We start from the raw sequence: 13107 nt of genomic DNA on the forward strand, positions 1-13107 counted from the left end.
GGCGGGGGCTGACGTGCTTTCGGGAGGGCGCGCGGGGCGGAATACACTGTCGCCGCGATGGGGCCGCCGGCCCTGTGGGACGCGGGGCGCCCGGGCGTCCCGCCTGGGAGATCGAGGAGACGGAGCGCGATGTACTTCACGGATCGGGGGATCGAGGAACTCGTCGACCGGCGGGGCGAGGAGGAGGTCACCCTGCTCTGGCTCGGCGAGCGGCTGCGCGAGTTCGTCGACCTCAACCCCGAGTTCGAGACTCCGGTCGACCGGCTGGCCACCTGGCTGGCCAGGCTCGACGACGACGAGGACGACTGATCCTGCTCTCCGCATAAACGCGATACATCTTGAGATTTGCCCGGACGCGACATATCGTGTCCGGATAAGAGGTGCGCGTCGCCAGAGAGGGCGGGACTATGCGGCAGTGGACGATCGAGAGCCCGGAGCAGCTCACGTTCGGGCAGGTTGACGCCCTCGACGTGCGCGTCGTCGCGGGCCGGCTTGCCGTGCTGGCGAGCGACGGGCCGCCCGCGCTCGACGTGGCCGAGTTCGACTCCGCCTCACCGCTGCTGGTCGCCTACGACGAGGACACCCGCCGGCTGAGCGTCACGTTCAAGGATCTGACCTGGGACGGCCTGTCCGGCTGGCTGCGCCGCGACCGCCGCAGGACCGTCGCGACGCTCACCGTCCCGCGCCGCTGCGCGGTCAACGCCGGGGTCGTGTCGGCCTCCGCCCTCGTCGCCGGGTTCGAAGGGGCGACGCAGGTCAAGAGCGTGTCCGGGGAGATCGTGCTCGACGGGGTGAGCGGCGAGATCAGCGCCACCACCGCGTCCGGCGACGTGGAGAGCCGGGGGATGTCGGGCGACCTGTCGTTCCACAGCGTCTCCGGCGACCTCACCGTCGCCGGCGGCACCCCGCGCAGGCTGCGCGCCAACACCGCCTCCGGCCGCGTCACCGCCGACCTCACGCTCCGGCCCACCGCCTACGTCACGCTCAACACGGTCTCCGGCGCCATCATGATCCGGCTGCCCAAGAACGCGGAGGCGGACATCACGCTCCGGTCGGCGTCCGGCCGGCTGGCCAGCGCCTTCGACGAGGTGTCCGACGCGAGCAACCCGGGCGGCCGGTCGATGTCGGGCCGGCTCGGCGGCGGCATGGCCTCCCTGTCGGCCACGACCGTCTCCGGCGACGTCACGCTGCTCAAGGGAGAGAAGGAATGAGCGCCGTCTTCGGCCACGGCCGGCTCCGGCTGTATCTGCTCAAGCTGCTGGAGGAGAGCCCGCGGCACGGGTACGAAGTGATCCGGCTGCTGCAGGACCGCTTCCTCGGCGTCTACTCGCCCTCCCCCGGCACCATCTACCCGCGGCTGGCCCGCCTGGAGACCGAGGGGCTGGTCACCCACGAGGTGGTCGGCGGCAAGAAGGTCTTCTCCATCACCGACAAGGGCCGCGCCGAGCTGAACGCCCGCCTCGACGAGCTGGAGGAGCTGGAGCAGGAGATCTCGGCCTCGGTGCGCGACATCGCCCGCGAGGTCAAGGAGGACGTCCGCGACACGGTCAAGTCACTGCGCGAGGAGCTGGCGCGGATGGCCAAGGACGTGCGCTCCGGCGTACGCGACGACGCCCGCCGGACGCAGGAGCGGCAGCAGCGCGAGTTCACCCGGCTCGCGGAGGAGCAGAAGCGCCAGTGGAGCGAGCACGCCCAGCGCTGGCAGGGCGAGGGCGAGCGGCTGGCCGGCGAGTGGCGGCGCATCTGGTCGGAGGTGTGGCGCACGGTCGGCGGCGCGCCGGAGAGCCGGGCCGCCCTCGACAGTGAGCTGGGCGAGGCGCTGGCCGACTTCGTGGCCCAGGTGCGCGAGGAGGCGTCGGAGTCCCGCATCACCCGCGAGAAGCTCGACGACCTGCGGCGCACGCTCGACGAGACGGCCGCCCAGGTCCGCGAGACCCTCCGGTCGTAAGGAACACCCCTCCCCCGGCGCGGAGAGGGGTGCCCGAACCCGTCAGACGGTGGGCGTGAGCACCCCTCCCCTGGCGCGGGGACGTCAGACGGTGAAGACGATCTTCCCGAAGAGGTCGCCCTCGTGCATGGCCGCGAACCCGTCCCTGGCCTCGGCCAGCGGCATGGTCCGGTCGATGACCGGCCGGAGCCCGGTCTGCTCAAGGAAGACGGCCAGCCGCTGAAGCTGGTCGCGGGTGCCCATCGTGGACCCGATCACCGACAGCTGCAGGAAGAAGACCCGGTTCAGGTCGGCGGGCGGCACGGCGCCGCTGGTGGCGCCGCTGACCACGATCCGGCCGCCCGGCTTGAGCGACTTGAGCGAGTGGTCCCAGGTGGCCTGGCCGACCGTCTCCATGACGGCGTCCACCCGCTCGGGCAGCCGCGCGCCCGGCTCGAAGACCTGGTCCGCGCCGAGCTCCCGGGCCCGCTCACGCTTGGCCTCCGAGCGGCTGGTCGCCCAGACGCGGAACCCGGCGGCCCTGCCGAGCGCGATGAGCGCCGTGGCGACGCCCCCGCCGGCCCCCTGCACGAGTACGGTCGAGCCCGGCTCCAGCCCGGCCTTGTCGAACAGCATCCGGTACGCGGTCAGCCACGCCGTCGGCAGGCAGGCGGCCTCCTCGAAGGAGAGCGCGGCCGGCTTGGGCACGAGGTTGCGGCGCGGCACGGCCACCCGCTCGGCGAACGTGCCGTCGTACTGCTCCGAGAGCAGCGACCGCTTCGGGTCGAGCGTCTCGTCGGCGCCGCCGCCGATCACGGAGTGCACGATGACCTCGTTGCCGTCCTCGTCGACGCCGGCCGCGTCGCAGCCGAGCACGATCGGCAGCCGGTCCTGCCGGATGCCGACGCCCTTGAGCGTCCACAGGTCGTGGTGGTTGAGCGCGGCGGCCCGCACCGAGACGGTCGTCCAGCCGTCCGGCACCTTCGGCTCCGGACGCTCGCCCAGGGTAAGCCCGGCGAGAGGATTGTCGGGGTCGGTCTGTGTGGCGGTAACGGCGAACATGGCCGCACCTTACTTGACGCTGATGCGGATGCCGTCGAGCGCCCTGCCGATGAACTCCTGGTCACCCGCCGCGATGACACGCACCCCGTCGCGGCACCTCTCCCCGACCGGCCGCCCGCGCATCCGGACGCTCCCGGGCAGCCCGCGAGCCTGCTCGCAGCCGGGAGTGGGGATGAGCATCACCGTCTCGCGCGCGCCGGCGCCGAACCAGAGTTGCGGCCCCACCGGCTCGCCCCGCTCCGAGTCGCCGGGGCGGGCCAGGTGCACCCGCTCGCTGCCGGACAGCACCAGGAAGCCGTCGTCGGTCACCCGGCCGCGTAACCCCTCGGCGACCGCCACGCGCTGGTCGAACGTCAGCCCGGGCGGGCGATCGTACATCGCCATCCGCCAGCGGCCGAACGCGAACAGCAGCACCTGCCCGTACTGACCGGCGCCCGCCTGGCGCGGCCAGAGCGTCACGTTGGCGGCGTACGACCTGATCGGCTCCCCGCCCTTGGTGATCTCCATCTCGCCGCTGCTGGGCGCGGTGAGATGACGGAACAGCCCGTCCACCCAGAGCCCCTGGTACGGCCGGACGCCGAGCCGGTCGAGACGGAGGTCGGCCGGGTAGCGCACGGTGGCCCGCATACCGTCGGGGAACACCACCCGCATCCGCGCAACCTCGCCCTTGCCGTCCGTCTCCGGGTGGAGCACGTGGGGGCGGCCTTCGGTACGGGTGAGGGACCGGGTGGGGGCGTCGGCCTCGCGGACCGGCTCCTGCCGGGGCGCGGGCTGCTCGGGCTCCCGGCCGGCGATCAGGCCGGCGACGGACACGCCCAGGAGCACGAGCACGACAAGCAGCCCGATCGGGCGGCGGCCCTGCCCGCCCACCTCGACGACATCGAACCGGTCGGCCACGACGGACCTCGCTTCGCGGAACTTGCCCTTCAGTTCAGTTGAGCGGCGACCGCCAGCGCAACCCCTCGAACTTGGCGAAATCCCGGTCGCAGGTCACGAATTCGCATCCGTGCTCGATGGCGAGCGCCGCGAGATACGCGTCGGGGATGAGCTTTCCCTTGGCGTCGGTCGCGGTGCACAGCCGGGTGAAGATCTCCCAGTGACGGGGCCCGGCGTGGACGGTCACCGCGTGGGGCTGGCCCTGGACGCTCTCGGCGAACTGCCGGGCCGTGTCGAAGGGCGTCGAGCCCGGGATGCGGGGGTTGGTGACGATGCGGATGAAGCCGTTGATGACGAAGTCGCTCACCGCGTAGGCCTCTTCGCCGTAGAGGAGCTCCTTGAGGGCGGTCAGGCACTGCTCGTGGTGCTCCATGTCGCGCCGTTGGGCGTTGACCAGGATGTTGACATCAAGCATCCTCATGCTGCCGCACCCCCAGCGCACGCTCGATGTCCTCCAGCTCCAGGATCTCCTGGATCTGGTGCCAGGTCAGCTTCGGGCCGGCTTCGGCGCCGGAGACCGGCAGGTGGATCGGGGGGCGCTCCGCGGCTTCGGCGGAGCGGTTGAGTAGTTGGCGCAAGGCGTCCTCCATCACTGAGTTGAGACTGCGTCCGTGTCTGGCCGCGTACGCCTTCGCCTCGTTGAGGAGCGTCTCGTCGATGCGCACCGTGGTCCTCCGCATGACTCCAGCGTCCGCCAGTGACATTTAAATGTCAATAGCGAAGCGTAGTCGAGCCGTCACAATCTTTGCATCACTTTTGCCACCTCACCAACTCGCCACATTGACCTTTCCGCCCGACACGGCGACTTTCGGCATGCGAAATGATCATGCGTCCGCGCGCAAGAGAAGAACTACTTCCATGCGCACGGAGTAGTCATCCCCCGGACTGGCAACTTCCTCGTATTCGTGTCGCGAATCCGGGCTCTAGCTGGGACGACGCCGTACAATGAAGATCGTTTGCGGCTCACTTGACATGGTTCTTATGCGACGCAAGTCACTCTTGCTCAGATAACGAATCTCCATCCGAGCTGCAATAGCCCCAGTTGATCTGGAAAAATCGCCCGTTACAACCAGAAAGGCACTTTCATGATCCCCCGGGCCAGGCACCTGCTAGCCGCCGCAGTCAGCGGCGCGCTGCTGATGCTGCCCGCGTTCTCGGGGAGCGCGAGTGCCAGCACGGCGAGCCAGGTCTACCTCGTCCCGCTCGCCAGGACCAAGGCCGACGTGCAGCGGGTGGCCGACTACTGGAAGCCCGAGAGGCTCAGGAAGGCCGACAGCTACACCCCCGCCGCCCCCACCTCGACCGGGGCGCCGAAGTCCGGGGGCAGCGGCTCGGTGAACGTCTCCGCCCAGCGGATCACCGCCCTGCGCAAGAAGGCCGGCCCGGTCCGCGCCGTCACGCCGAAGAAGGGCCAGGCCAGCACGGTCGGCAAGGTCTTCTTCCGGCTCGGGGGCAAGGAGTACTGGTGCTCGGCCGCCTCGGTCGCCGCCGCGAACCGGAGCGTGGTCGCCACCGCCGCGCACTGCGCGTACGACGCGCGCCAGGCCAAGGAAGCCGACTCCTGGATCTTCGTGCCCGACCCGGGCGCCGACGGGGCCACGCCGCACGGCATCTACGTGGGCTCCTCGATCAGCATGCACCAGGACTGGGCCGGCAAGAACGACTACGACTACGACTACGCGTTCGTCACCGTCCACCGCGGCTTCACCTGGGTCAAGCAGGGCAACTCCTACGTCGCCAAGGACGTCGGCCGGCTGCAGGACAACGTCGGCGGGCTCGGCCTGGAGCTGGGCAAGAAGCCGCCGGTCACGCCGGTCCACGCGTTCGGCTACCCCGCGGGCCCGCAGCCCAACGGCACCCAGCCGTTCAACGGCCAGACGATGCGGAGCTGTGTGGGCGCCACCCGCAAGGCTGTCGCCCCCAGCCTCGACCTCGACAACGGCGTGCAGCTGAGCCCGTGCAACTTCACCAAGGGCGCCAGCGGCGGGCCGTGGATCGTCGGGCTGCGCAACAACCTGGGCAACCTCATCGGCGTCAACAGCCTGACCTGGAACAGGGACGCCAAGGGCGAGTTCGACGCGGTGTCCTCGCCGTACTTCGGAGCGGTCGCCGGCGACGTCTACCGTCACGCCGCCGCGCAGAAGACTCCCGCGAACGTCATCTGATCAAGGTCCGTCCGCCGCCTTCCGGGGCCGAACGGGCCCTGATTCGTGCCCGCCTGCGACCTCGTACCGTCACAGATCCAGCCGCTTCCGTGACGAATCTGAACATTCCCTGGCAAGGGGTGGCAACTTAGACGGGAGATCGGTTCCATTTGGTTCCTGTGATCTGAGTCACATTTACCTGACTACCTAGCGTGATGTGCTCACGACAGCACTTTCGCCCCATTGATCACAACCCCTTCATGCCCTGGGAAGATGTGCCGCTTTGATCACTACCGGTCACTTTCCCTGACAGGTCACAAAATGGTAACGACCAAAGGGGGCCATAACGGACCCCTCGAATCGGCTTCCACCTGCGGAGATCACCGCGCTATGTTCCTTGCTATCCCTTTACTGACGCATGGGACGCAAGTTGCGGCCCACGACAGACCAAGGAGCAGTTCCCTTGAAGCGCATCCTCATCCCCGCTGGTGGTGCCGTTCTGGCCACCGGCATGCTGGCCGCCGGCCTGGCCGGTACGGCCCAGGCCAACAAGGTCACCTCCAGCGAGCACATGGCGAAGAACGCCGCTGCGGCGAAGGCCATCGCCGAGTTCTGGGCCGAGAACAACGGCGCTGCTCTGAAGGCTGCCAAGGAGTCGAACGTCTGGGACAAGACGGACGTCACCAAGCTCCAGAGCAAGGGCGGCTACAGCGCGGACACCAAGCCGGGCTCGACCGCCCCGATCGGCCAGGAGAAGAAGGCCGCGGCCAAGTCGCAGAACGTCAACATGCCGAAGACCATCGGCAAGGTGTTCTTCGTCAACAAGAAGGGCGAGAAGAAGTGGTGCTCGGCTACTTCGATCCAGTCGAAGTACCGTAACCTCGTCGCCACCGCCGGCCACTGCGTCTACGACGTCAAGGCCAACGCCGACGTGATGGACAAGTGGGTCTTCGTCCCGGGCTACTACCAGGGCAAGGCTCCCTACGGCATCTACGTCGGCAAGCAGGCCTTCACCCACTACGACTTCGACGTCTACGAGGACTTCGACCGCGACTACGCGTTCGTCACCGTCTACAACGGCGTCAAGCTCGGTGGGGGCACCGCCAAGAAGGTCTCCAAGGCCGAGTTCGAGAAGTACCAGGGCCTCAAGGAGGCCAAGGACGTCGAGATCAGCCGCGAGGAGTTCCGCGCCTGCCGTCTCGACCCGACCTCGACCGAGGCCTGCTGGGTGAAGCCCGGCTCCCGCTCCCAGAAGGTGGGCCCGGACTACCCCGGTGCGGTCGTGGAGAAGGAAGAGGTCAGCGAGCAGCAGTACAAGCGCGCTCGCACCGGCAAGCGGAACGGCGCGAAGTTCGGTGAGCCCGTCACCGACATCGTGACCAAGCGGGAGTACGACCGCTACCGCGGCCCCGGCAAGAAGTGGCAGGACCGCCGCGGCAACTACCTCATCACCCGCTACTACGTGCAGAAGTGGGTCAAGCCCGGCTCCGACACGAAGTTCTACAAGACCGTCTTCACGATCATCGAGGGTGCCGCCAAGGACGCGGGCCGGCTCGGTGACAACGTCGGCGGCCAGGGCTTCGCGTGGAACCAGCCGACCGGCAAGTACGTGCGGGTGTTCGGCTACCCGGCCGCTCCTCACCCCGACGGCCACAAGAACTACACCGGCATCACGCCGAAGTGGTGCTACGGCAAGACCACGAAGAAGCTGGTCGGTGACAAGGCCAAGAAGATCGAGGAGCACGTCGCACTCAAGTGCGCCATGACCGAGGGCGCCGACGGTGGCCCGTGGCTGTTCAACTACAAGAACAGCAAGCGTCTCGGCTACGTGAACGGTGTCACCAGCACCTTCAACGACCAGGACGGCAACAAGCGGGTCGACTACATCTCCTCGCCGTACTTCGACGGCGAGACCAACACGGTGTACAAGGCCGCCGCCAACGTGTGGTCCGGCAAGATCATCTGAGTTGGGACGCCCTGACGGTCGCTCGTTGAGAGATCGTCGACAGTAGGACCCGAGGGGGCCCGGCACGCCATGCCGGGCCCTTCGGCGTTCCTGGACCGGAAAGTGAAACCGCTTGGACGCATGGGAGTCGCGGACGGTGCCACGAACCCTGTGTGATGTGTGTCACACCTGCGAGAGGGGCTTCCGAGCCACAGCCCACTTACCTCGCAAGTCACACTAACAACATCCTTATGCTGATCTGCAAGAACTCCCCGCCGGCAGCCCTCCGGGCACTCCTGCGCTGAAGCCTTCTAAACATCACAGATCGATCACGCCCGACTTGTCGGGCGTTTTCCTTCCAAAGCGGCTTCCGCTTACCAAGATCGACACTGTATGTTCCTGGCTATCCCTTTACTGACGCATGGGACGCAAGAGGCGTTCCACGACAGCGCAAGGAGTTACCTTGAAGCGCATCCTCCTTCCGGCCGGTGGCGCCATTCTGGCCACTGGTCTCCTGGCGGCCGGCCTGGCCGGTACTGCTCAGGCCACCAACAAGAAGGTCGCCGACGACGCCCTGGCCGCCAGCCAGGCGAAGGCGTCGGAAGTCATCGACTTCTGGACCAAGTCCAACAACGCCGCTCTGAAGCAGGCCGTGGCCCACCACTGGGACAGCAAGAGCGTCTCGAAGGTGGTGTCGAAGGGCGGTTATGCGCCTGACGGCAAGCCGGGCTCCGTCCTGCCGATCGGCGAGGAGAAGAAGACCGAGTCCAAGACTCACAACGTCAACCTGCCGAAGACCATCGGCAAGGTTTTCTTCGTGACCAAGAAGGGCGAGCTGGCCTGGTGCTCCGGCACCTCCATCCAGGCTAACTACAAGAACCTGGTCGCCACCGCTGGTCACTGCGTCTACGACGTTGCCGGCAACGGCGACGTCATGGACAAGTGGGTCTTCGTCCCGGGCTACTACGAGGGCAAGGCGCCGTACGGCATCTACGTCGGCAAGCAGGCCTTCACGCACTACGACTTCGACGTCTACGAGGACTTCGACCGCGACTACGCCTTCGTTACCGTTTACAACGGCATCGGCGGCACCGCGAACAAGCCCGTCGCGCTGAACAGCTGGGCCGAGTACAAGGCCTACGAGGGCGAGAAGTTCATCAAGCCCGTCGAGGTCTCGAAGGACGAGTACACCAAGGGCCGTCTCGACCCGAAGAACGCCGACCGCTACTACGTCGACCGTGGCACGAGGGACCAGAAGGTTGGTCCTGACTACCCGGGCGCCGAGGTCGGCAAGAAGGAAGTCTCCAAGAAGGAGTACTACCGGGCGGGCGAGGGCCGGGGCGCCGGCAAGAAGTATGGCGAGCCTGAGGTTTCCCACGTCACCGAGCGCGAGGCCAAGCGTTACCGTGGCCCGGGCGAGGTGGCGAAGGACCGTCGCGGCAACTGGACCATCACGCGCTACTACGTGCAGGAGTGGTTCAAGCCCGGCACCGCCGGCAAGTACCTGCGGGCTGACTTCTACAAGGTCGTCCACGAGGTCAAGGACGTCGGTCGCCTCGGCGACGTCGTCGGTGGCCAGGGCTTCGCGTGGAACCAGCCGACCGGCAAGTACGTCCGTACCTTCGGCTACCCCTTCGCCAAGCACCCCGACGGCAGCAAGCCCTACACGGGCAAGACGCCGAAGTGGTGCTACGGCAAGACCGGCCCCGCCAAGACCAAGGCCGCGAAGTACAAGGTCGAGGAGCACACGTCGCTGAAGTGCGCCGTCACCGGCGGCTACAACGGTGGCCCGTGGCTCTTCAAGTACAGCAACGCCAAGCGTCTCGGCTACGTCAACGGTGTGACCAGCCTGCTGCACGACACCGACGGCAACGACCGCTGGGACCACATCTCCAGCCCGTACTTCGACGGTGAGACCGCTCAGGTCTACAACGCCGCGAAGAACGTCTGGTCGGGCCAGATCACCCCGATGCCCAAGTAAGTCGGGTTGATCCCCTCGGGATCGGGGGTCCAAACCCCGGTTCCTCCTGCTTGACCCGAAGGGCCTGGCACTCGCTGCCAGGCCCTTCGGCCATTTCTATGACATTTCTGACAAGTTCTCTTCAAAGAGGTAACTGGAGGGACAGAAGTGTCGATAGGGTCCTAACACCCCTGTAGTTACACGTGTGGAGCAATCCCGTGAAGCGCCTCCTCATCCCCCTCGCGGCTGCATGCCTGAGCGCCACCGCACTGGCTTTTCCGGCCCAAGCAGCCCCCCACTGGGTCAAAGACCCGCTGACTCCCCAGGCGAAGGACGCCTACGGCGCCGCCGCCTTCTGGCTCGACGCCAACGGCGCCGCGCTCAAGAAGGCCAGCCACTACCACTGGGACGCCAAGAAGGTCGACAAGATCGTCCGTAAGGGCGGCAGCAAGCCCGACGACGGCAAGCCGGGCGCCACCGCACCGACGAAGACCGGCTCCGGCGGCAAGACCAAGAACGTGAACCTGCCGCGGACCATCGGCAAGGTCTTCTTCATCGACAAGGCCGGCAACCACAAGTGGTGCTCCGGAACCTCGATCCAGTCGCGTCACCGCAACCTCGTCGTCACCGCCGGCCACTGCGTCTACGAGCAGGGCGACGACGTCTTCGCCAAGTGGGTCTTCGTCCCCGGCTACTACCAGGGCAAGGCACCCTACGGCATCTACGTCGGCGCCTACGCCTTCACCCACTACGACCTCGACACCTACGACGACTTCGACGGCGACTACGCCTTCGTGGCCGTCCACAACGGCTTCAAGCTGGCCGGTGAGAAGGAGGTCACCCAGAAGGAGTACAACGCCTGGGCGGGTGACAAGTGGATCAAGCCGCGCGAGCTCACGCGCGAGGAGTTCCGCAAGTGCCAGCTCAACCTCGGCCACTGCTGGTCGGAGGGCAAGGACACCAAGTCCCAGCTGGTCGGCCCGGACCACCCTGACGCCGTCCTGGAGAAGGACGAGGTCAGCCCCGACGCGTACAAGAAGGCCAGGACCGGCCGCGGGCAGGGCCACAAGTACGGCGAGCCGGTGACCGAGTCCGTCACCGCCAAGGAGTACAACGCCTACAAGGGCCCGGGCACCAAGGCCAAGGACAAGGCCGGCAACCTCACCATCACCCGCTACTACGTGCAGAAGTGGGTCAAGCCCGGCGACGCCCGCAAGTACTTCGAGGGCCGGTTCGTCATCGGCGTGGCCAAGGACACCGGCCGCCTCGGTGACGCCGTCGGCGGCCAGGGCTTCGCCTGGAACCAGCCGATGAACCAGCAGACGATGGTCTTCGGCTACCCGGCCGCCCCGCACCCGGACGGCGACAAGCCGTTCTCCGGCGTGACGCCCAAGTACTGCGCCGGCAAGACGGGCACCAAGACCATCCAGGCGAACATGTTCAAGGTGGAGACCCACCAGGTCCTCAAGTGCTCGATGACCCCGGGCGCCGACGGCGGCCCGTGGCTCATCAAGTGGAACAACGCCAAGCGCACCGGCTACGTCAACGGCGTGACCAGCGTGTTCTACGACAACGACGGCAACGACCGGGTCGACCACGTCAGCTCGGCCTACTTCGACGGCGAGACCGCCGACGTCTACAACAAGGCGAACTACGCCCAGACGAAGGCGATCGTCGGCCCGAACGGCGAACTCCTGCAGTAGCCAGACGGTAGAAGAGCCCGCCGGTCCGCCCGGCGGGCTCTTTTCCGTTCTCAGACCGCCGCGAGCTCCCGCGTGCGCTCCTTCAGCGCCCGCACCGGGACCTCGTTCTTGTACGGTTCGAGCCGCCTGTTCAGGTCGGCCACGTAGCTGCGGGAGCGGGCCGACTGCAGCTCGCTCGCCAGTGTCATCGCCCCGAGCGCGACCGAGCAGCCCTCCTCCAGCTCGCCGCTCTGCAGCAGCCCGGCGGCCAGCAGCGACAGGTTGAACATGCGCCCGCGGACGAAGCGGCCGTCCATGTCGAGCGACCTTCTGGCCAGCCGCACGGTCCGTTCGCCCTCTCCCAGGTCACGGAAGCAGTGGGCGAACTTGGCCGACAGGTAGGCCTCGTCGAAGTAGCCCAGCCAGCGCGGTTCGGCGGCCGGCTTGCGGCCGTCGAAGGCGCGCTCGGCCTCGTGCAGCGCGCCGCCGCAGGAGCGGGAGTCGCCCAGCCCGGCGTGCGCGTGGGCCTCCAGCACCTGGGCGGAGGCCAGCAGGGTGGCGACCCCGGCGCGCCGGGCCGAGAGCTGCGCGGCCCTGGCCAGGTCGAGCGCGTGGGCGTGCTGACCCATGTAGACGGCCTGGTGTGCCATGCCGGCCAGGATCTCGCCGCCCAGGGCGTGGTCGCCGGCGCCCCTGGCCAGGCGGAGCGCCTGGATGAGGTAGCGCTGGGCGAGGCCGTGCTGCTCCAGGTCGTAGGCCATCCAGCCGGCCAGCCTGGTGAGCTCGGCGGCGGCCGCGGCCAGCTGGCGGCCGGTCTTGTCACCGTACGAGCCGTTCTTGAGCAGCGGCGTCACCGCCGTGTCCAGATATTTCACGACAGACGAGCGGACGCGCCCGCTGCCGAACCGGTTGTCGAGCTCCCCAAAAGACCGGGTGACCTCATGGATCGCGGCGATGTCCGCCTTGCCCACCCGGCGGGCACCCGCCGCACTGGGCGCCCGCCCTTCGGCCGGGGCGGTGAGCCACCGCACCGCACCCACGGAGCCCGCCCCGATCGCGAACGTCGAATCGATCAGAAACCTTCGTCTCTCCACATCGGCCCGCCACAGCGCCGTCACGGTCGCGACCCCCTCCTGCCACGTGTGCGTGAACTCCTGCCCGAGATCAAGGGGTGTAACGGCGGCGGGCATGCCCAGGTCGTCAGTCGTGACGGGCCTGCCCAGCCGCATGGCGAAAATCTCGGTCAAGAGCCCGGGCACCGGGTCCCGCGGCCGCTGGCCACCGATCCATCGCAGGACGGAGCTGTGGTCGTACTTGAGGCCGGGGGTGCCACGCGCGGCTCCCAGATCGTTGAGGCGCCTGGCCAGACCCTTATGGGAAAAGCCCGCCTCGATGATGAGCTGCCGCAGCAGTCGGTTGGGCTCGCGTTCCATCGCTCTCCTCTAGGCAGG

At 67.8% G+C, this 13107-nt stretch carries 12 protein-coding genes; 7 read left to right on the plus strand and 5 right to left on the minus strand.

Annotation, left to right across the window (positions count from 1 at the left end; genetic code table 11):
* Window positions 1–129 precede the first annotated feature (129 nt).
* The 3 genes from AB0J42_RS02985 (at window position 130) to AB0J42_RS02995 (ending at window position 1948) form a co-directional block, all read left to right on the plus strand.
* Window positions 130–309 carry a DUF6104 family protein gene (locus AB0J42_RS02985; RefSeq protein WP_364288006.1) on the plus strand — a complete coding sequence of 60 codons (180 nt, stop codon included), beginning with the start codon at window positions 130–132 and terminating at the stop codon, window positions 307–309.
* Window positions 310–407: 98 nt separating this feature from the next.
* Window positions 408–1211, plus strand: a complete 804-nt coding sequence (locus AB0J42_RS02990) for a DUF4097 family beta strand repeat-containing protein (RefSeq protein ID WP_364288009.1) — start codon at window positions 408–410, stop codon at window positions 1209–1211.
* Window positions 1208–1948 carry a PadR family transcriptional regulator gene (locus AB0J42_RS02995; protein WP_364288012.1) on the plus strand — a complete coding sequence of 247 codons (741 nt, stop codon included), beginning with the start codon at window positions 1208–1210 and terminating at the stop codon, window positions 1946–1948. Before AB0J42_RS02990 ends, AB0J42_RS02995 begins: the two co-directional genes overlap by 4 nt.
* Window positions 1949–2032: 84 nt before the next feature.
* On the opposite strand, the gene AB0J42_RS03000 is transcribed toward AB0J42_RS02995, so the two are convergent.
* Genes AB0J42_RS03000 through AB0J42_RS03015 form a run of 4 tightly spaced genes read right to left on the minus strand, consistent with a single transcriptional unit; the run spans window position 2033 to window position 4605 of the window.
* Window positions 2033–2989, minus strand: a complete 957-nt coding sequence (locus AB0J42_RS03000) for a zinc-binding dehydrogenase (protein ID WP_364288015.1) — start codon at window positions 2987–2989, stop codon at window positions 2033–2035.
* Window positions 2990–2998: 9 nt separating this feature from the next.
* On the minus strand, window positions 2999–3886 hold the full coding sequence (locus tag AB0J42_RS03005; protein WP_364288018.1) for a hypothetical protein: 888 nt from the start codon (window positions 3884–3886) through the stop codon (window positions 2999–3001).
* 34 nt (window positions 3887–3920) lie between these two features.
* Complete coding sequence (locus AB0J42_RS03010) at window positions 3921–4346, minus strand: type II toxin-antitoxin system VapC family toxin (RefSeq protein ID WP_364288021.1); 426 nt, start codon at window positions 4344–4346, stop codon at window positions 3921–3923.
* Window positions 4333–4605 carry a hypothetical protein gene (locus AB0J42_RS03015; protein ID WP_364288024.1) on the minus strand — a complete coding sequence of 91 codons (273 nt, stop codon included), beginning with the start codon at window positions 4603–4605 and terminating at the stop codon, window positions 4333–4335. The genes AB0J42_RS03010 and AB0J42_RS03015 overlap by 14 nt, the downstream gene beginning before the upstream one ends.
* Before the next feature lie 405 nt (window positions 4606–5010).
* Here AB0J42_RS03015 and AB0J42_RS03020 point away from each other — a divergent pair, with 405 nt between their 5' ends.
* The 4 genes from AB0J42_RS03020 to AB0J42_RS03035 all read left to right on the plus strand — a co-directional run bounded on the left by AB0J42_RS03020 (window position 5011) and on the right by AB0J42_RS03035 (window position 11677).
* The gene (locus AB0J42_RS03020; RefSeq protein WP_364288027.1) at window positions 5011–6090 is read left to right on the plus strand and encodes a trypsin-like serine protease; all 1080 of its coding nucleotides are present in this window, start codon (window positions 5011–5013) and stop codon (window positions 6088–6090) included.
* 442 nt (window positions 6091–6532) lie between these two features.
* Window positions 6533–8035: a hypothetical protein gene (locus AB0J42_RS03025; protein WP_364288030.1), complete on the plus strand. Its 1503-nt coding sequence runs from the start codon at window positions 6533–6535 to the stop codon at window positions 8033–8035.
* Window positions 8036–8477: 442 nt separating this feature from the next.
* Entirely contained in the window at window positions 8478–9995 is a 1518-nt protein-coding gene (locus AB0J42_RS03030) for a hypothetical protein (protein WP_364288033.1), read from the plus strand.
* A gap of 197 nt (window positions 9996–10192) precedes the next feature.
* The gene (locus AB0J42_RS03035) at window positions 10193–11677 is read left to right on the plus strand and encodes a hypothetical protein (RefSeq protein WP_364288036.1); all 1485 of its coding nucleotides are present in this window, start codon (window positions 10193–10195) and stop codon (window positions 11675–11677) included.
* 50 nt (window positions 11678–11727) lie between these two features.
* Here the strand turns inward: AB0J42_RS03035 and AB0J42_RS03040 are convergent, their stop codons facing one another.
* Window positions 11728–13089: a hypothetical protein gene (locus AB0J42_RS03040; RefSeq protein ID WP_364288039.1), complete on the minus strand. Its 1362-nt coding sequence runs from the start codon at window positions 13087–13089 to the stop codon at window positions 11728–11730.
* Window positions 13090–13107 lie beyond the last annotated feature (18 nt).

This window comes from Nonomuraea sp. NPDC049649 (genome assembly GCF_040675175.1).
Lineage (GTDB): Bacteria > Actinomycetota > Actinomycetes > Streptosporangiales > Streptosporangiaceae > Nonomuraea.

Coding starts and splice junctions, on each gene's coding strand:
- AB0J42_RS02985 (WP_364288006.1), top strand. CDS start 130: ATGTACTTCACGGATCGGGGGATCGAGGAACTCGTCGACCGGCGGGGC.
- AB0J42_RS02990 (WP_364288009.1), top strand. CDS start 408: ATGCGGCAGTGGACGATCGAGAGCCCGGAGCAGCTCACGTTCGGGCAG.
- AB0J42_RS02995 (WP_364288012.1), top strand. CDS start 1,208: ATGAGCGCCGTCTTCGGCCACGGCCGGCTCCGGCTGTATCTGCTCAAG.
- AB0J42_RS03000 (WP_364288015.1), bottom strand. CDS start 2,989: ATGTTCGCCGTTACCGCCACACAGACCGACCCCGACAATCCTCTCGCC.
- AB0J42_RS03010 (WP_364288021.1), bottom strand. CDS start 4,346: ATGAGGATGCTTGATGTCAACATCCTGGTCAACGCCCAACGGCGCGAC.
- AB0J42_RS03015 (WP_364288024.1), bottom strand. CDS start 4,605: ATGCGGAGGACCACGGTGCGCATCGACGAGACGCTCCTCAACGAGGCG.
- AB0J42_RS03020 (WP_364288027.1), top strand. CDS start 5,011: ATGATCCCCCGGGCCAGGCACCTGCTAGCCGCCGCAGTCAGCGGCGCG.
- AB0J42_RS03040 (WP_364288039.1), bottom strand. CDS start 13,089: ATGGAACGCGAGCCCAACCGACTGCTGCGGCAGCTCATCATCGAGGCG.